General features: G+C 66.1%; 20 protein-coding genes. 13 read left to right on the top strand and 7 right to left on the bottom strand.

Going from position 1 to position 16,221, the window contains the following annotated elements:
* Positions 1 to 46: 46 nt before the first annotated feature.
* Both MBTS_RS12925 and MBTS_RS24250 read left to right on the top strand, forming a co-directional pair.
* Entirely contained in the window at positions 47 to 1,066 is a 1,020-nt protein-coding gene (locus MBTS_RS12925; protein WP_373321295.1) for a GlxA family transcriptional regulator, read from the top strand.
* 83 nt (positions 1,067 to 1,149) lie between these two features.
* Positions 1,150 to 1,521: a hypothetical protein gene (locus tag MBTS_RS24250; protein ID WP_187273363.1), complete on the top strand. Its 372-nt coding sequence runs from the start codon at positions 1,150 to 1,152 to the stop codon at positions 1,519 to 1,521.
* 362 nt (positions 1,522 to 1,883) lie between these two features.
* Here MBTS_RS24250 and MBTS_RS12915 read toward each other — a convergent pair whose 3' ends face one another.
* The gene (locus MBTS_RS12915; protein ID WP_147830759.1) at positions 1,884 to 2,576 is read right to left on the bottom strand and encodes an HAD family hydrolase; all 693 of its coding nucleotides are present in this window, start codon (positions 2,574 to 2,576) and stop codon (positions 1,884 to 1,886) included.
* 179 nt (positions 2,577 to 2,755) lie between these two features.
* Here MBTS_RS12915 and MBTS_RS12910 point away from each other — a divergent pair, with 179 nt between their 5' ends.
* The 6 genes from MBTS_RS12910 (at position 2,756) to mepA (ending at position 6,368) form a co-directional block, all read left to right on the top strand.
* The gene (locus MBTS_RS12910) at positions 2,756 to 3,076 is read left to right on the top strand and encodes a PetM family of cytochrome b6f complex subunit 7 (RefSeq protein WP_147830757.1); all 321 of its coding nucleotides are present in this window, start codon (positions 2,756 to 2,758) and stop codon (positions 3,074 to 3,076) included.
* Positions 3,077 to 3,175: 99 nt separating this feature from the next.
* The gene (gene msrA, locus MBTS_RS12905; protein ID WP_056141223.1) at positions 3,176 to 3,835 is read left to right on the top strand and encodes a peptide-methionine (S)-S-oxide reductase MsrA; all 660 of its coding nucleotides are present in this window, start codon (positions 3,176 to 3,178) and stop codon (positions 3,833 to 3,835) included.
* 85 nt (positions 3,836 to 3,920) lie between these two features.
* Positions 3,921 to 4,424: a TIGR00645 family protein gene (locus tag MBTS_RS12900; RefSeq protein WP_056141226.1), complete on the top strand. Its 504-nt coding sequence runs from the start codon at positions 3,921 to 3,923 to the stop codon at positions 4,422 to 4,424.
* Between the two features lie 10 nt (positions 4,425 to 4,434).
* A complete protein-coding gene (locus tag MBTS_RS12895) occupies positions 4,435 to 4,749 on the top strand; it encodes a DUF2293 domain-containing protein (RefSeq protein WP_192215804.1) in 315 nt (104 codons plus the stop codon).
* A 109-nt stretch (positions 4,750 to 4,858) separates the two neighbouring features.
* Complete coding sequence (locus MBTS_RS12890; RefSeq protein ID WP_238253980.1) at positions 4,859 to 5,392, top strand: hypothetical protein; 534 nt, start codon at positions 4,859 to 4,861, stop codon at positions 5,390 to 5,392.
* A 46-nt stretch (positions 5,393 to 5,438) separates the two neighbouring features.
* Positions 5,439 to 6,368 (top strand): penicillin-insensitive murein endopeptidase, encoded by a 930-nt coding sequence (mepA, locus tag MBTS_RS12885; protein WP_018045601.1) that lies wholly within the window; start codon positions 5,439 to 5,441, stop codon positions 6,366 to 6,368.
* Positions 6,369 to 6,490: 122 nt separating this feature from the next.
* Here mepA and MBTS_RS12880 read toward each other — a convergent pair whose 3' ends face one another.
* Together MBTS_RS12880 and MBTS_RS12875 are read right to left on the bottom strand one after the other, a co-directional pair.
* Entirely contained in the window at positions 6,491 to 6,727 is a 237-nt protein-coding gene (locus tag MBTS_RS12880) for a P-loop NTPase family protein (protein ID WP_187273362.1), read from the bottom strand.
* Positions 6,728 to 6,830: 103 nt separating this feature from the next.
* Entirely contained in the window at positions 6,831 to 7,727 is an 897-nt protein-coding gene (locus tag MBTS_RS12875; RefSeq protein WP_147830753.1) for a helix-turn-helix domain-containing protein, read from the bottom strand.
* A gap of 799 nt (positions 7,728 to 8,526) precedes the next feature.
* Here MBTS_RS12875 and MBTS_RS12870 point away from each other — a divergent pair.
* From MBTS_RS12870 to MBTS_RS12855, 4 genes are all read left to right on the top strand, one after another.
* Positions 8,527 to 8,730, top strand: a complete 204-nt coding sequence (locus MBTS_RS12870; protein ID WP_018045604.1) for a hypothetical protein — start codon at positions 8,527 to 8,529, stop codon at positions 8,728 to 8,730.
* Positions 8,731 to 8,799: 69 nt separating this feature from the next.
* Positions 8,800 to 9,003, top strand: a complete 204-nt coding sequence (locus MBTS_RS12865) for a hypothetical protein (protein WP_018045605.1) — start codon at positions 8,800 to 8,802, stop codon at positions 9,001 to 9,003.
* A 129-nt stretch (positions 9,004 to 9,132) separates the two neighbouring features.
* Positions 9,133 to 10,410 carry an HlyD family secretion protein gene (locus MBTS_RS12860; protein WP_147830751.1) on the top strand — a complete coding sequence of 426 codons (1,278 nt, stop codon included), beginning with the start codon at positions 9,133 to 9,135 and terminating at the stop codon, positions 10,408 to 10,410.
* A gap of 4 nt (positions 10,411 to 10,414) precedes the next feature.
* Positions 10,415 to 12,526, top strand: coding sequence for a peptidase domain-containing ABC transporter (locus MBTS_RS12855; RefSeq protein WP_192215803.1), 2,112 nt, complete (start codon positions 10,415 to 10,417; stop codon positions 12,524 to 12,526).
* 60 nt (positions 12,527 to 12,586) lie between these two features.
* Here the strand turns inward: MBTS_RS12855 and MBTS_RS12850 are convergent, their stop codons facing one another.
* From MBTS_RS12850 to MBTS_RS12840, 3 genes are all read right to left on the bottom strand, one after another.
* Positions 12,587 to 12,985, bottom strand: a complete 399-nt coding sequence (locus MBTS_RS12850; protein ID WP_192215802.1) for a (R)-mandelonitrile lyase — start codon at positions 12,983 to 12,985, stop codon at positions 12,587 to 12,589.
* 33 nt (positions 12,986 to 13,018) lie between these two features.
* A complete protein-coding gene (locus MBTS_RS12845; RefSeq protein ID WP_192215801.1) occupies positions 13,019 to 13,774 on the bottom strand; it encodes a glucose 1-dehydrogenase in 756 nt (251 codons plus the stop codon).
* 139 nt (positions 13,775 to 13,913) lie between these two features.
* The gene (locus MBTS_RS12840) at positions 13,914 to 14,828 is read right to left on the bottom strand and encodes a LysR family transcriptional regulator (RefSeq protein ID WP_192215815.1); all 915 of its coding nucleotides are present in this window, start codon (positions 14,826 to 14,828) and stop codon (positions 13,914 to 13,916) included.
* A 133-nt stretch (positions 14,829 to 14,961) separates the two neighbouring features.
* Here MBTS_RS12840 and MBTS_RS12835 point away from each other — a divergent pair, with 133 nt between their 5' ends.
* The gene (locus MBTS_RS12835) at positions 14,962 to 15,684 is read left to right on the top strand and encodes a sulfite exporter TauE/SafE family protein (RefSeq protein ID WP_056141253.1); all 723 of its coding nucleotides are present in this window, start codon (positions 14,962 to 14,964) and stop codon (positions 15,682 to 15,684) included.
* A 130-nt stretch (positions 15,685 to 15,814) separates the two neighbouring features.
* On the opposite strand, the gene MBTS_RS12830 is transcribed toward MBTS_RS12835, so the two are convergent.
* The coding region (locus tag MBTS_RS12830) for a cation:dicarboxylate symporter family transporter (RefSeq protein ID WP_192215800.1) at positions 15,815 to 16,221 on the bottom strand (407 nt) is incomplete at its 5' end.

The raw sequence follows: 16,221 nt of genomic DNA, 5'->3' as shown, positions 1-16,221 counted from the left end.
AGCGCCCCTTGCATTTTGCGACGTCATTCGGACAATTCGCGCAGAAATGAGCATCCGCCCCCCAGCTCCCACTCCTTCACGCTTGGATCGGAACACCGCCGCGCCGGAAAAGCCGAAGCCGCTGACCGTCGGCTTCATCCTGCTGCCCGGCTTTCCGCTCATGTCCTATGCGGCCGCGGTCGAGCCCATGCGGGCGGCCAACACTCTCTTGGACAGCGAAGTCTACCGCTGGTGGCATGCGGCACCGGGGGGAGACGCCGTACAGGCTTCGAACGGAATCGCGATCCTGCCGGATGTCGATGTCGGAGACACCAAACTCGACGCCGATCGGGTCTTCGTCTGTGCGGGCGGAAATCCTGCTGCCTTCGACGACCCGGCCCTGACCGCCTGGCTTCGCCATCTCGCCCGGCGTGGGATCACGCTCGGCGGTATTTCCGGAGGGCCTTACCTGCTCGCCCGCGCGGGTCTGCTGACGGGGCGCCGTTGCACGCTCCACTGGGAGCATGTTCCCGCCTTCGAGGAACGCTACCCGGATATCGAGGTCGTGCGCTCCCTGTTCGAGATCCAGGACGATCGGATCACCTGCTCGGGCGGCATCGCCGCTCTCGACCTGATGCTCAACCTGATCGAGCGCGACCACGGTCCGGGCCTCGCCAACGGCGTCAGCGACTGGTTCCTACACAACCAGATCCGGGAGGGCCTGAGCCCGCAGAGGATGGACCTGCGCCTGCGGATCGGGGTGCGGGATCCGCGCCTGCTCCGGGTCCTCGCCGCAATGGAAACCAATCTGGAAACGCCGCTTTCGCGGCAGGGCCTGGCCGAACTCGCCCGCGTGTCGATCCGCCAACTCGAGCTGCTCTTCAGAAACCGGATCGGTATCAGTCTTCACCAGCATTATCTCGCCCTGCGGCTCGACCGGGCCCATCAGCTCCGCCGCGAGAGCGCGCTGAGTTCGGCCGATATCGCCATGGCGACGGGATTTGCCAATGCGGCCGAACTCGCCCGAGCCGAGCGCCGGCGACGCCTCAGGGCCACGCGTCCGTCGAGCACCGTCGTCGAAGCGTAAACGGCCTGTCCCCGCAGTGGGCGTCCCTACCGGAACGTCCACTGTCGAAGGCTCACGAACGCTCAGCGCCCGTACGCCGTCCGATGAAGGTCGAGATCCGCCTCGGGACGCACGAGATCGAGCCGGGTTGGGACGGCGTGCCGGCGCGGCGCACGACGGGCCGCGAAACGGTCCCGCGCCGCCTTTGCCGCCTGCTCGACGCTGCGGAAGACGAGCCCGTCGAGGGGGTCGAAATCGCGTTCCGACGAGAAGAACCGCACGCCGCCCCGTTCGGGCACGGCGATTCCGGCCGTCACTTCGCCGATTTCGATCACCCGCGGCGGCGGGGCGGCATGAAGGCGGTTGCGGGCACGGGCCTGGAGATGATCCGCCCGGGCATCAGGCGTGTGCAATCGATTCAACGCCCGACGAGCGTCGTCCTGCTGGAGATGGGGCATGGTGTCGTGAACTCCTGACGCGGCCCGAGGGCCATCTGCTGAAAGCGGCTCGATCTGACGGGTCGGTCAGCATCGACAGCCGGAGCAGGCATGCAGAAGAGCTTGGAAGGAGGTTCGATCAATCACGGCAAGTCATCCTTTCGATGAAGGACCACGAGGCGCGAGCGCTCCGCAGTGCTTTAGCGTTTGATGACGCGGCGCAAGCTACACACTTCAAATCACCGCGGCGGATCGGCCCATACGGACCACAACCGCACCTATAGAATGATAGCAGTCCTCCGCTTCGTCAACGGATGCATCTTCCGAATGCATGCGCCCTCATGGCATGAATGACGCGCAGATCAACGGAGCGCAGGCGGTTTCTTCGGGACGAGCCGAGGTCAGACGGATGCGGCGGCGCGCCCGATCAGGCCGGCAAGGTCGCGATGATGCGCATAGACCCGTTCGGCCCCGGCCGCGATCAGGTCCGCCCCCGTGGGATCGTGCTCCCAATGGCCCCCGCCGATGAAGCCGAGGACGCGCATTCCGGCGGCGCGCGCCGCCGTGACGCCGGGCACGCTGTCCTCGACAACGAGGCAGTGGCCGGGGGCGAATCCCATCTCGGCGGCGGCCAGGAGGAAGAGATCGGGCGCCGGCTTGCCGCGGGAGACCATGGTCGCCGAGAAGATGCGGCCCTCGAACAGGGGCAGCAGACCGGTGAGGCCGAGTGAATGGGCAAGCCGCGCCGGATCGCTGCTCGATGCAACGCAGCTCGGAAGCTCCAGCGCCCGCACCGCCAGGGCGATTCCCTCCATGGCGCGCAGGTCGCGGTCGAAGGCACGAAGGGTTTCGGCCTTCACCGCCTCGACGAAGCCGTCGGGTGCGGCGATCCCGTAATCGCGCTCGATATGTCCCATGATCGACGTCATCGACGTGCCGGCGAAGCGCTCCCTCACCGTATCCACATCGATGGCGACGCCGATCCGGTTGAGCCCCGCCGTCAGTGTCCCGAGGCTCAGCGGCTCGCTGTCGACCAGCACGCCGTCGCAATCGAAGATCACCAGTCCGGTGGAAGTTTCGGGTTCGGTCGGCAAGGCGATGGTCCGCTGGAAATGGCTGGGACGGGCTGTGCCACGGAGCCGTCACGGCGCGCAATGGCGGCCGATGCACGCTCGCTGCCGGGACGGCGTGTGCCTCGGAGACCTTGCGCCTCGCGACGGCGCCCCCTAATCCCGCAGGGCCGGCACGGGAGCCGGCGTGTGTGCAAGCCGCGATGCTCCGCTTCCTAAGCCGCCTCCTCGGATATGTCGTCCTCGCGGCGGGCTTCGTCGGCCTCGTCTACGATGGCGCGCGCTCGATCGCCAATAACGGCGTCCGCTTCACCAGCCTGAGCGACCTTCTGATGACGCTGTTCAAGGAGCGCGGGAGTGCGCTCCAGGGCTCGGTGGAGAGCGTGGCCCCATGGCTGTGGCAGGCCCTCGTCCTGCCGCTCACTCTGGCCCCCGCCTGCCTCCTCGGCCTCGGTCTCGGGGCCTTCCTGCTCTGGCTCGGCCAGCCGCCCCGAGAGCCGATCGGCTTTCTCAGCCGGCCCTGACGCCTCGACCGTAAGGCATGGCCGTTTCGACACGGGGCATTCAGGAAGAGGGTCCGGCACCCCATATAGGGAACATCCCGCCCTCTCACGGAGGCCCCGATGCTCCAGTTCTTCCGCAAACGTCCCGAAATGCCGAGCGCCGCCGACGCGCTGCCCGGCCGGTCGACACCGATCCCCACCACCGAGACCCATTTCGTCAACGGCCATCCGCTGAAGGGCCCCTATCCGGAGGGAAGCGAGCAGATCGTCCTCGGGCTCGGCTGCTTCTGGGGCACCGAGCGCAAGTTCTGGCAATTGCCGGACGGAATCGTCGTGACGGCGGTGGGCTATGCCGGCGGCTTCACGCCCAACCCGACCTACGAAGAGGTCTGCTCGGGCATGACCGGGCATAACGAGGTGGTTCTCGTCGTCTACGATCCGGCCGTGCGCCCCCTGGAGGCGGTACTCAAGACGTTCTTCGAGAACCATGACCCGACCCAGGGCATGCGCCAGGGCAACGATGTCGGCACGCAGTACCGTTCGGGCATCTACACGGCGAACGAGGCGCAGGCCGAGACCGCCCGACGCGTACGGGAGGCCTACGGGGAAGCTTTGAAGGCACGCGGGTTCGGCGAGATCACCACGGAGATCGTCCCCCTCGATACGTTCTACTTCGCCGAGGGTTACCATCAGCAATATCTCGCCAAGAACCCTGCGGGTTATTGCGGTGTCGGTGGCACCGGCGTGACCTGTCCGATCGGTACCGGCGTCGCCGCCTGAGGCGCCTCGCCCGCCGAGCTCACCGCTTGTCGAGCTTTGCCGCACATGCCAAACCCCGCCCGGTCGGGCGGGGGATTCGAGACGGATGATCGAACAGGTTTTCGAACGCGTACTCTTCGCGTGCCGCTGGCTACTGGCGCCGTTCTACGCGGCGCTCGGCATCGGCATCGTCGTGCTTCTGGTCAAGCTGTTTCAGGAACTCGCTCATTTCGTCCTGCACATGTGGAGCGCCACCGAGTCGCAGATCATTCTCGGCGTGCTGACCCTGGTGGATCTGTCCTTCACCGCGTCGCTGCTCATCATCGTGATGTTCTCGGGCTACGAGAACTTCGTCTCGAAGATCGATCATACGGACCACAAGGACTGGCCCGAATGGATGGGGACGATCGACTTCACCGGGCTGAAGCTGAAGCTGATGTCGTCGATCGTCGCCATTTCGGCGATCTCGCTGCTGAAAGCCTTCATGGACATCAAGGCGACGCCGGACCGCGAATTGTACTGGCTCGTCGGTCTCCACATGGTCTTCGTCGTGTCCGGAATCCTCATGGCCCTCACGGATCGGATCGCCGCCGGCCACCACGACAAGTAAAGACGCCGCGATGACCCGCGCGGACGCCGTCGGCGAAGCGCTTCGTATCCTCGCTCCGCGCCTGCCCGCTTTCGAGACGGATTCCGTCCTCTCCCGGGCGCTGACAAGTCCGGGGCTGCGGAATGCGAGCCCCGAGAACGCGGCTTGGCTCGCCCTCGTCGCCTTTGCCCGCCACGTCTTCACCGAATACGATTCCTATCTCGACGAAGGCTACGACCGCGACAGTGCCCGCCATTTCGTCCTCGACGAGCTCAACGAGACGTTGCGCGGCTGGGGCGTACGCCAAACCGTGTCCGAGGACGTCGAGCAATCGGACGACGAGTGATCACCGGGTCCGCACTGCCCCCCCAAAGCGGACAACCGTGGGAAACCTTTCCGGTCACGGCACCGTTCTCACCGTCGAGGGGCCCGCGACCGTTCATAGGACAGTGGCCATGCGCAGAATGCTCCCGATCATCGCCGGCCTGGTGCTCGCATCCGGCGCGGGTCTCGACGCCGATAGGGCGTCGGCGCAACAGGTCGCCGATCCGGCCGCCTGCACCTCGTTCGACTGGCCGCTCCTGCGTGAGCAGGCCTGGTTCGAAGCTCCTTCTCTCCCCCGGCTCGATTCCGGCGCGACCCTCTCTGCAGAGATGCCGGGCGCCGTCCTGGCACTCAAGCCGATCGCCGAGGCCGATCTCCCCTTCGTGCCCTCGCGGGAACCGAATCCCGGCACATTCGGCGGCAGCTTGCGAATACCGCCCGTCGTTATGCCCGGCCTGTATCAGGTGACCCTGTCGGACAATGCCTGGATCGACGTGAGCCAGGACGGCACGACGACGCGCAAACCCGTGGCGAGCACGATGCGGCCCGGATGTCCGGGCGTTTCGAAGAGCGTCCGGTTCCAGTTCGGCACCACGCCCATTCTCATCGTCGTCAGCGGCGCGAAATCGGACGCGATCAAGATCTCGGTCTCGCCAGCGGAATAGCCGAGAGCTCTCGACGGCCCGACGGCCGATGGACTAGGTTGGCGCCATGCACCTGACCTTACGCTCGTTCCGCCTCGCGGCCCTCGCCTTCCTCGCCTGCGGAGGGGCCGCACAGGCCCAGGACAGGGGCAGTGTGAACCCCAAGCCCCTACCGCCACTGGACAATCCCGACGCGCCCTCGACACCGGCCAAAGCCCTCTTCGGGCGGGCAACGACGCCGGCTCCCGGTCCTGCAAGACCCTATGGGTCCTATGCCAAGGGATGCTTCTCCGGCGGCGAGGCGCTGGCCCAGGACGGACAGAACTGGCAGGTGATGCGCCTCTCACGCAACCGGATGTGGGGCACGCCGAATCTCGTGGATTTCATCGAGCGACTGGCGGCCAAGGCGCCCAGCGTCGGTTGGAACGGCCTTCTCGTCGGCGACATGTCCCAGCCTCGCGGCGGACCGATGCTCACCGGCCACGCCTCCCACCAGCTCGGCCTCGACGCGGATATCTGGCTGACACCGATGCCAAACCATCGCATGACACGCGCGGAGCGCGAGGAGACCTCGGCCACCAACGTGGTGCGCACGGACCGCCTCGACATCGATCCGCAGGTCTGGACACCGGAACATCTCAAGCTGATCCGCCTCACGGCACAGCAGCCAGAAGTCGCGCGCCTCTTCGTCAACCCGGCGATCAAGAAGGCCCTGTGTCGGGGAGCGGGTGGCGACCGCTCCTGGCTCAACAAGGTTCGCCCGATGTACGGGCACAATTACCACTACCATATTCGCCTCTCTTGCCCGGCCGGCGACGATCAGTGCGGGGACCAGGCCCCGCCGCCCCCCGGCGACGGCTGTGGCGAGGAACTCGCCTATTGGTTCAGCGACGCGGTGCTGAACCCGCCGAAATCGACGAAGCCGGTGAGGCCCAAGCCGCCGATGACCATGGCGGCCCTTCCCGCCGCCTGCCGGGTGGTGCTGAAGGCCCGGTGAGCGCTACGGTTCTGCGGGCCAGGAGCATGGACCGATGTACCGCGACGCAGTGCTGACGGGCGGGGATCCGGAACGGCAGGCCGGATAGGCCATGCGGTCCTGCATTGCGACCGCACCATCCCTTATCGGAGTCCCACAATCGAACGGACTGGTTCCACTGTGGTCGTCGGCAGGACAATATCGGGTGGTCCCGAAGCGATCGGCCGGGCTTCGTCCAGGGCATGGACAACATCCGTTCCGTTCAGATTCGTCAGCCGGCGCGCGGTCAGCATGAGCGTGCGCGTGCCGGACAGGGCCGCCATCTCCGCCGCATCGGTTTCGCCGTCGCGGGAACTCGTCGCCTCGTCGATAACGATCACATCCGGTAATGACGGCCTGGGGGTCGGAGGCATTCAAGAGCGATGCTGATCGCCCCGACCGCTGAAGAATCGGGGGCACAGCCGGAACTCCTCGCGGGGGGACTTAACCGTTCGATGGGCCGAGGGGCCGAGTCTCGCGCGCGCGGCGCAGGAAGGCGCGTGGCGGCTGTCCCGTGAGACGGCGGAAGGTCTTCGACATCTGGCTCGCATCGTTGAACCCCGCCAGGGGAACGATCTCGCTCAGGCTCAACGTCCCGCTGGCAATCAGGTCCTGCGCCCGGTTCACCCGCTCCCGCAGGATGAACTGATAGGGTGTCACGCCGAAGGATGTCTTGAAGGCGCGAACGAGATGGCCGACGCTGGTGCCGACGGCGTCCGCCAAATGTTGCAGGCTCAGCGGTTCAGCGAGGCGGGCGAGGATCAGTTCGCGAAGGGTCGCGGCCTGTGGCGACGTCAGCGTGGGGCCGGTGCGACGGGGCATCGTTTCACCGCCTGAGAACAACTGCAGCAGCGTCGCCGATACGCTTTCCACCAACAATGGCCCGGTGGAGCATCCCGTCTCCAGGTCGGCCGACACGGCTTGCAGCAGATGGCTCACCGCGATCTGCGAGCGCGACGGAACGAACTGGGTCCGGATCTGTGTCTTGGTGAGGGAGGCGTCGGTGATGCGCTCGACGGCCTCCGGGGCCACTCTCAGTGTCAGCGTACGGAACGGCCCGGTCCAACTCTCGACCACGGCAGCCCCCGGCTCGAGGACGATGATGTTGTCCTCCGAGAAATCGTAAGTCTGGCCCGACCAGAGAAAGCGCTGACTCGGCGGCGCCAGCGACAGGGCGAAGTGGACGCCTTGCTGGACGATGGACACCGTCCCCTGGCTGCCGAGCATGATGTCGCTGAAGCCGATGCCGGACCACCCGAGGCCGGTGCTGGTCTGGAGCACAGCCTCGATCTCACCGTCGAGTTCGATCGTGCAACCGCATTCGCTCTGATCAATCCGCATTCACGCGATCATGATGCATGCGAAAACTCCCATTGGCAGCCCGTCTCCCAGACGGTCGCAAGAAACGCGTCTCGAAAGGCCCCGTCCTCGAGCGCCCAGTTTGGGCATTCGATCGGCGATGAGCCGCTTTGACGAACAACCGCCACCGCAAGCCGTTCGATCTGCACTTTCGTGCAAAGCGATGCAGCACGCAAGGGTGAGATCCAATGAACCTGCATCCAACGCGACGAAGCCTATTGTGAAATGTCTTGCCTTTGTCGCTCAGCCTAGCCCGCTGACGGTGACTGCCACGGCCTCCTCGGGCAATGCGACTGCCCTTTGTCAAATCTATAATAAGACTTACCGCCCTCGGACCGCCTCGCTCCGGGGGCCGCAGATCATTGTTGTCGCCTAATCCGATAGGAGGGGAAGCAAATTCCAAACAGTCAAGCCTCACTTTGCCGATTGATTTACCTGCGACAAATTGTCAAATAATTCAAAAAACATGATGTTTATCAGTGTTTTGATTAGGAAAATACAGAATTCTAAGCCTTGCCTCATCCTCAGCAAGAATCGCCAAATTCCAGCAAACTTGGTGAGGAAAATCAGACCTTCGCCGACCGTAGCCGAAGAAACAGCCACGCCGTCATCAATCGACAACAAAGCTCACCAAGGGGCGACCTCGGGCAAGAAGGTCGAAATTGAGGGTTGATGGACGATTCTGAGCGTGTAGTCTGGATAACAGAAAGCAAGACCGAATGCTTTCAAACATAGACTAGAGAAAAAGATCGACGTACCGAATACACTCTGGAGAGAATGAATGTCTAAGACGAATGACACCATCCGCACCCTCGATGCATCCGAGCTCGATGCGGTCGGCGGCGGCCTCTCCCTGGGTCTCGACCTCGACCTTTCGAGTGAACTCGGTGCCGTTTCGGGCACGATCGACCAAGTCGGCGGTTTGGTCGGCGGTCTCGTCGGTGGCCTGCTCGGCGCCGTTGGTGGCCTCCTGGGCGGCAAGTAGCCCGGCCCGCCAACCCGATTTCTCGGCGTGGCGCGAAGCGAACGCGCCGCCTAATCTTGGAGATGTGACATGACCCAGAACCTGGACACCATCCGCGAACTCGACGCCACCGAACTCGACGCCGTCGGCGGCGGCCTGTCCCTCGGCCTGGACCTCGACCTGTCCAGCGAACTCGGCGCCGTTTCCGGCGTGGTCGGTCAGGTGGGTGGCTTGGTGAGCGGCCTCGTCGGCGGTCTTCTCGGCGCGGTCGGCGGCCTCCTCGGCGGCCACTGAGCACTTATCCGCATCAATCCTGATCGGTGAATAAGCGTGGCGGGCCAGTAGGCCCGCCGCGCTTCTCGTGCATAAGACGCCTCAACATCGAACTACGCCGCCATTGGGCTAGGAGGACCGCCGAACCCGATGACGTCGCCGCTTTTTCGCGCAGAGGTCGCCCGAGCGCGCCAGGATTCCTGGTTGGGCGAAGCCCAGATCGTGCAGCCGCTCTCAATCCGGCTGATGACCGCGATCACGATCCTGATCACCATCGCGGCAATCCTGTACGTGGTCTTCGGCACCTACACCCGCCGTATCCACGCCTTCGGCATGCTCACACCGGATGTGGGTCTCATCACCGTGGCGAGCCCGGTGGCCGGACGCGTCAGCGCCTCGGGGGTGAAGGAGGGGGACCGGGTCGTGCAGGGCCAGCTTCTCTACACGCTCGACCTCGACGCCGTCTCAGCCAACGGCCCGACCCAGCAGCGCATCATCGATCAGCTGGCCCGGCAGAAGGAGACGATCGAGGCGCAATCTCGGTTGCGGTCGGCCATGGCGGCCACCGAGAAGCGCTCGCTCGCCGAGCAGATCGACAACCTCCAATCCCAGTCGCGGCAATTGGAGGAGCAGGTCCAGTTGCAGGAGAAGCTGGTGCCGCCGCTGAAAGAGCGGGTCGATGTCCTCGCCAAGGCGGTGAGCGACGGATTTGCCCGCTCGGCCGACCTCCAGAACCAGAATTACCTCTACCTGCAGGCGAGTTCCCAGCTTGCCCAGTTCCGCAATTCGCGCCTGCAGCTCATGGGCAAGGTCGGCGAGTTGCAGGCGACGCTCGCCACCTTCGACGACAAGCTCGCCCGCGACCTCGCCGAGATGGACCGCACCGCCGCCCAGTTGGAGCAGCAGCGGGCCGAGAGCGAGGCCCGCCGGGCCATCGAGGTGCGGGCGCCGGAGAAGGGCATTCTCACCTCCATCCGGGTCCAGGCCGGCCAGGGCGTGGCGGCGGGTGCCACGCTGCTCACCCTGCTGCCGAGCGAGGGTAGGCTGCAGGCGAACCTGTTCGTGGAATCCTCCGCCATCGGCTTCATCGATACGGGGGAGGCGGTGATGCTGCGCTACGCGGCCTTCCCCTTCCAACGCTTCGGCCTCTATCGCGGCACCGTCTCGGAGGTGACCCGCGCGCCCCTGGAGGCCGCCGACCTGCCGGAAGCCGCCGGCGCCAAGGCGAAGAACGGCGACGGCATCTACCGCATCATCGTGCGGCCGGACGAGAACAGCGTGATCGCCTATGGCGAGAGCCGCCGTCTGGAAGCCGGGATGAGGGTCGAGGCCGACATCGCCCTGGAGAAGCGCCCCCTCTACCGATGGCTTCTCGACCCGCTCTACCGGGTCAAGCGCAGCGTCGATCTCGTGACCCGCGGCGGATGAAAGCGTGAGCCTGCTCAGCACCCTTCAGTTCGGCTTCGGCCGGCGCGTGCCCGTCCTGCTTCAGGCGGAGGCCGCCGAATGCGGCATGGCCTGCCTCGGCATGGTGCTGGGGTATCACGGCCGCCATGTCGATCTCGGCGCCCTGCGCCGCCGCCACGCCCTGTCGCTCAAGGGCATGACCCTGCGCAACCTCATCGATCTGGCGGGTTCGATGGGCCTCGCCACCCGGGCCTTGCGGGCGGAACTGAAGGACCTGCCCAAGCTCAAGACGCCCTGCATCCTGCATTGGGGGCTCAACCACTTCGTCGTGCTCACCGCCGTGAGCGGCAGGGGGATCGTCATCCACGATCCCGCCCGGGGGCGGCGCAAGCTCACCTTCGCGGAGGCGTCGCGGGAGTTCACGGGCGTCGCCCTGGAAGCGAGCCCGACCACCAGCTTCGTGCGCGAGAAGCGGCAGCGCGGACTGGCGCTGGGCGACCTGTTCCGGACGATCGGCGGCATCCGCCCTGCGCTCGCCCAGATCCTGGCCCTGTCCCTCGGCATCGAGCTCGTCGCGATCCTGATGCCGATCGCTTCGCAGATCGTCATCGACGAGGTCATCGTCAACGCCGATCTCGACCTGTTGCTGGTGGTGGCGGTGGGGCTCGCCCTTCTGCTCGTCGTCCAGCTCGTCCTCTCGGTGGCGCGGACCTGGGCGATCATGCTCACCGGGACCAAGCTGAACTACCAATGGTCGGGGAGCTTGTTCGACCACCTCTCGCGCCTGCCACTGGACTATTTCGAGAAGCGGCACGTCGGCGACGTGATCTCGCGCTTCGGCTCCCTGGCGACGATCCAGAAGGGGCTCACCACCGATCTCGTCCAAGCCGTGCTCGACGGGATCATGTCCATCGGCATGCTCGCCATGCTGGTGGTCTATGGCGGCTGGCTATCCTTCGTCGTCGTCGCCTCGACGGCGCTCGCCGCAGCGCTGCGGATCGCCGCCTACGCCTCCTACCGCGAGGGCACCGAGGAGGCGATCGTCGCCGAGGCGCGCCAGCAGAGCCACTTCATCGAGACCGTGCGCGGCATGGCGAGCGTGAAGCTCCTCGATCTGCGCGAGCGCCGCCGCGGCACCTGGATGAACCACTTCGTCACCTCGCTGAATGCGCGGCTGCGGCTCCAGCGCCTCGACCTCGTCTTCGGCCGGGCCAATGAGCTGCTGTTCGGCGTCGACAGGCTGCTCCTGCTCGTGCTCGGCGCGCGGGCGGTCATCGACCAGTCGATGACGCTCGGCATGCTGGTGGCCTTCCTCGCCTATCGCGACCAGTTCTCGCAGCGGATCGGCAACCTGATCCAGTCGGGCTTCCAGCTGCGCATGCTCAACGTCCAGACCGATCGGCTGTCGGACATCGTCATGAGCGAGCCCGAGGAGGGTTCCGGCTCCACCCTGGAACCGGCCGCCCCGGCGCTGATCCGGGCGGCGGAGGGTACGGGGAGTGTCGCCGTGAAGGAGCTCGCCCTGCGCTACGGCGCGGACGAGCCCTGGATCTTCCGCGACCTCAGCCTCGACGTGCCGGCGGGGACGAGCTTCGCCATCACCGGCCCCTCGGGCTCGGGAAAGACCTCGCTGATGAAGATCATGATGGGCCTGCTGCCGGCGAGCGAGGGGCGCGTCCTCGTCGAAGGGCAAGAGATCCGCACCCTCGGGGCGGCCAGCTATCGCCGCCGGATCGCGGGCGTGATGCAGACTGACGGCCTCTTCGCCGGCTCCATCGCCGAGAACATCGCCAGTTTCGACGAGCGGCCGGATGCCGGCTGGATCGAGGAATGCGCCGCGCGCGCCGCGATTCTCGCCGACATCAAGCGCACCCCGATGGGGTTCGAGACCCTCGTGGGCGATATGGGTTCGACGCTCTCGGGCGGCCAGAAGCAGCGGGTCATCCTTGCCCGCGCCCTCTACCGCAAACCGGAGATCCTGTTCCTCGACGAGGCGACGAGCCATCTCGACGAAGCGACGGAAGCGGTCATCGCCGAGGCTTTGCGCGATCTGCGCATGACCCGAATCATCGTCGCCCACCGCCCGGCCACCATTGCCGGAGCGGACCACGTCTTCACCCTGATCCCCTCCACATGAGGCCCCGTCGGGACGGGGGTCTTCGCGCCCGCCCGTCGAGGGGCCACCTTTGCGCGAGCGTCAGACGCCGCGATAGTGTTCGTCGGTGACCTGTTCCAACCACGTCACCGCCCGGCCTTCGAGCTGCTCCTGGATCGCGATATGCGTCAGGGCCGTCGTTGCCGTTGCCCCGTGCCAGTGTTTTTCACCCGGCTCGAACCAGACGACGTCGCCCGGCCCGATAGCCTCCTTAGGGCCGCCCTCCCGCTGAACCCAGCCGGCCCCGAAGGTGACGATGAGCGTCTGGCCGAGCGGATGCGTATGCCACGCGGTGCGGGCCCCCGGCTCGAACGTCACGCTCGCTCCGGCGACCCGCGCCGGCTCGGGCGCGGAGAAAAGAGGGTCGATCCGCACGGTTCCGGTGAACCATTCGGACGGTCCCCTGCCGGACGGTCGCGACCCGCTGCGTGTGATGTCCATTCGCCTGCTCCTCCGTTTTCGCCGGATCGACCGTCAAAGCGACCAGCCACCATCGATCACCGTGGCGGCTCCGGTCACGAACCCACCGAGGTCCGAGCACATCCAGAGCACCGCTTCTGCGATCTCCTCCGGCTTGCCGAGGCGACCTACCGGTTCGAGGTCGATCGCCTTTTGAACGTCGCCTCCCGTGAAACGGTCCATCATCGGCGTTTCGATATTGCCGGGCAGGATGGCGTTCACACGAATGTTCTTCCTGGCATAGTCCAGCGCCGCCGAGCGGGTCAGACCGATGATGGCATGTTTGGAAGCGGCATAGGCCGCGCCACCCGCGACACCGCGGATGCCGGCACCGGAGGAGGTGTTGACCACCACGCCGCCACCCTGGCGCACCATCTGCGCCAGCTCATACTTCATGCAGAGGAAGGTCCCCCTCAGGTTGATGTCGAGGATGCGGTCCCATTCGTCGAGTTCGATCTCGTGGACCGGCGTGGCCCTGTTCTCGACTCCGGCATTGTTGAAGGCACAGTCGAGGCGTCCGAAGCGTTCGACGGTTCCGGCAATCGCCGCTTCCACCTCTTCCGGCAGAGACACGTCGCAACGGATCGCCAGGACTTCTCCGCCGGCCGCTTCGATCTCGGCCCGCAAGTGTTCCAGGGTCGCCTCAGTCCGGTCGGCAATCGCCACACGAGCCCCCTCGGCCGAGAAAGCGAGGGCGGCGGCACGTCCGATGCCGCTGGCGGCACCTGTGACGAAAACGACCTTTTCGGTGAAACGGTGCGTGGTGAGCATGTCGGAAGCCTCCGGCTGGCCGTGATGGCGAGCCTTATCGCTCACCGATCAGCGACAAGTAGGCTCACGGCGTCACTCCGATGACCCGCCATTGCTTCAACAGACCGATGAGCATGGCTCATCGCTGGCGACATCGCGCCTACAGACCGAGCGGGCGAAGCTCGCGAACCAGATCGATGAAGAGCCGCAGGCCTGTCGGCAACTGGCGACGTCCCGGATAGTAGATGTGAAAGCCGGCTCCCTCGGGTGCCCAATCCGTCAGAACGACGCGCAGTTCACCGCGACTGACCGGCGACCTGACGCATGGTTCGGGGAGGTAGGCCAGCCCCCCGCCTGCCATCGCGAGGGACAGTGCGAAGTGCGTGTTGTCGATCGTCACGGCGCCGGGCACGTCGAGCGCGAGCGACTCACCGGCCCGTTCGAACTCCCAACCGTAGAGCCGTTCGTCGCCGAGGCGGATGCGCAGGCACCGATGCGCCAACAGGTCGTGTGGATGCGCCGGCGTTCCATGCCGATCGAGATAACAGGGTGCGCCGACAACCACCCAGCGAATGTCGGCCGACAGGCGCTGGGCGATCATGTCCTGAGCGACGGTGCCGCCATATCGGATGCCCGCATCGGCCCCGGCATCCACGATGTCGAGCAGCTCGTTGGAGACGCGGACGTCGATCTCAATATGCGGATGGCGCTCGGTGAAGACGGGCAGCACTGGCGCGAGCAGCAGCGTGCTGGCATGTTCGAGCACATTGAGACGAATGCGCCCCGCGGCGTTCCCTGGCTCCCGGTGGCGGTTGAGTCCGTCGAGCGCCGAACCGATCGCCGCGAAGGGCGCATCGAGCGACGCCAGAAGCTCTTCACCCGTTGCGGTCAGGGTGACGCTCCGGCTGGTGCGATTGATCAGCCGCACGCCGAGGCGAGCCTCCATCGCCTTGAGGGCATGGCTCAGCGCGGAGGCACTGACACCGAGTTCCAGCCCTGCGCGCCGGAAACTCAGGTGGCGAGCGATGGCGAGGAAGGTGCCGAGATCGGCAAGATCGGTCCGACTGGTCAGCATGAGGGCAGGAGAACGTTCGCTGGCGGGAAAGTGATCCGAGCCGGCCTCCGTCAGCACAGGCTCGCAGGCCGAGGTTATCCACCGTCAGGCATTGTCCCTAGGGACTTCCGGTTCGACCGGGCACAATCGGCCGATGGGCCTGCTTCTCATCCTCTCCATCGGCCTCGTGGCGGGCGTCGTCAGCGGCATCATCGGCACCGGCTCCTCGATCATGCTGGTGCCGGTCCTCGCTTATGTCTACGGGCCCAAGGAAGCCATTCCGATCATGGCGGTCGCGGCCGTGATGGCGAACCTCTCCCGCATCCTGGCATGGTGGCGAGAGGTCGACTGGCGGGCCGTCGCTACCTATGCGGCGACCGGAATTCCGGCGGCGATGCTCGGCGCCCGCACGATGCTGGTCCTGCCGCCGCATGCTGTCGATCTGGCGATCGGCGCGTTTCTTCTGGCGATGATCCCCGGACGCCGCTGGCTGGCCGACCGCCTCGTCAGAGTGCGGCTCCCCCATCTGGCGGTTGCCGGAGCGGTCATCGGCTTCCTGACGGGCATCGTCGCCTCGACCGGCCCGGCCTCGGTTCCGGTCTTCATCGGCTACGGCCTGACCAAGGGTGCGTTCATCGGCACGGAGGCCGCTGCGTCGCTGGCAATCTACCTGACCAAGACCCTGACCTTTCAGGGAACCGGCGCATTGCCGGTCGCGGATTTCGTCAGAGGCCTCGCCGTGGGCGCGGCTCTCATGGTGGGGGCGTTCGTGGCAAAGCCCTTCGTGCTTCGCCTCGCCCCGGAGACGTTCCGGTTCATGATGGACGGGCTTCTGGCGATCTCGGGCACGTGTCTCGTCTGGAATGGCCTCGGGTGACCCATCGCGTCGAGGAGCCGAGGCCGTGCTCGACGCGAAAGGGGCTGCCGGGCCATTGCGGTCCGGCAGCCCCTTTCGGATCGTCTTCGAGCCGGCTGGATCGCCACCCGGCTCGAAGTCGGGACGGGTGTTACTCCGCAGCCTGGAGAACCGGCATCTCGGCTGCCAGAGGCATCGGGTTGCCGCCCAGTGCCGCCGCGAGTCTGACCTCGTCGACCTCGCCCTCCCAGCGGGCGACCACGATGCAGGCCACCGCATTGCCAATGAAGTTGGTGAGCGCGCGGCACTCGGACATGAAGCGATCCACGCCGAGGATCAGCGCCATGCCGACGACGGGCACGGAGGGCACCACCGCGAGGGTCGCCGCCAGGGTGATGAAGCCCGAACCGGTGACGCCGGCCGCGCCCTTGGAGGAGAGCATGGCCACGAGGAGCAGGAGGCCCTGCTCGCCGTAGGTGAGCGGCGTGTCCGTGGCCTGCGCGATGAAGAGCGCCGCCATGGTCATGTAGATGTTGGTGCCGTCGAGGTTGAACGAGT

Origin of the sequence: Methylobacterium bullatum (assembly GCF_014845095.1) — a bacterium.
GTDB lineage: Bacteria > Pseudomonadota > Alphaproteobacteria > Rhizobiales > Beijerinckiaceae > Methylobacterium > Methylobacterium bullatum.
The sequence above is the reverse complement of the archived record's forward strand: the minus strand, read 5'-3'. Positions and strand labels throughout refer to the sequence as shown.

Excerpts from the sequence above, each read along its gene's own strand:
- MBTS_RS12925 (WP_373321295.1), top strand. The coding sequence starts at position 47 with ATGAGCATCCGCCCCCCAGCTCCCACTCCTTCACGCTTGGATCGGAAC.
- MBTS_RS24250 (WP_187273363.1), top strand. The coding sequence starts at position 1,150 with ATGAAGGTCGAGATCCGCCTCGGGACGCACGAGATCGAGCCGGGTTGG.
- MBTS_RS12910 (WP_147830757.1), top strand. The coding sequence starts at position 2,756 with ATGCTCCGCTTCCTAAGCCGCCTCCTCGGATATGTCGTCCTCGCGGCG.
- msrA (WP_056141223.1), top strand. The coding sequence starts at position 3,176 with ATGCTCCAGTTCTTCCGCAAACGTCCCGAAATGCCGAGCGCCGCCGAC.
- MBTS_RS12900 (WP_056141226.1), top strand. The coding sequence starts at position 3,921 with ATGATCGAACAGGTTTTCGAACGCGTACTCTTCGCGTGCCGCTGGCTA.
- MBTS_RS12895 (WP_192215804.1), top strand. The coding sequence starts at position 4,435 with ATGACCCGCGCGGACGCCGTCGGCGAAGCGCTTCGTATCCTCGCTCCG.
- MBTS_RS12890 (WP_238253980.1), top strand. The coding sequence starts at position 4,859 with ATGCGCAGAATGCTCCCGATCATCGCCGGCCTGGTGCTCGCATCCGGC.
- mepA (WP_018045601.1), top strand. The coding sequence starts at position 5,439 with ATGCACCTGACCTTACGCTCGTTCCGCCTCGCGGCCCTCGCCTTCCTC.
- MBTS_RS12875 (WP_147830753.1), bottom strand. The coding sequence starts at position 7,727 with ATGCGGATTGATCAGAGCGAATGCGGTTGCACGATCGAACTCGACGGT.
- MBTS_RS12870 (WP_018045604.1), top strand. The coding sequence starts at position 8,527 with ATGTCTAAGACGAATGACACCATCCGCACCCTCGATGCATCCGAGCTC.
- MBTS_RS12865 (WP_018045605.1), top strand. The coding sequence starts at position 8,800 with ATGACCCAGAACCTGGACACCATCCGCGAACTCGACGCCACCGAACTC.
- MBTS_RS12860 (WP_147830751.1), top strand. The coding sequence starts at position 9,133 with ATGACGTCGCCGCTTTTTCGCGCAGAGGTCGCCCGAGCGCGCCAGGAT.
- MBTS_RS12850 (WP_192215802.1), bottom strand. The coding sequence starts at position 12,985 with ATGGACATCACACGCAGCGGGTCGCGACCGTCCGGCAGGGGACCGTCC.
- MBTS_RS12845 (WP_192215801.1), bottom strand. The coding sequence starts at position 13,774 with ATGCTCACCACGCACCGTTTCACCGAAAAGGTCGTTTTCGTCACAGGT.
- MBTS_RS12840 (WP_192215815.1), bottom strand. The coding sequence starts at position 14,828 with ATGCTGACCAGTCGGACCGATCTTGCCGATCTCGGCACCTTCCTCGCC.
- MBTS_RS12835 (WP_056141253.1), top strand. The coding sequence starts at position 14,962 with ATGGGCCTGCTTCTCATCCTCTCCATCGGCCTCGTGGCGGGCGTCGTC.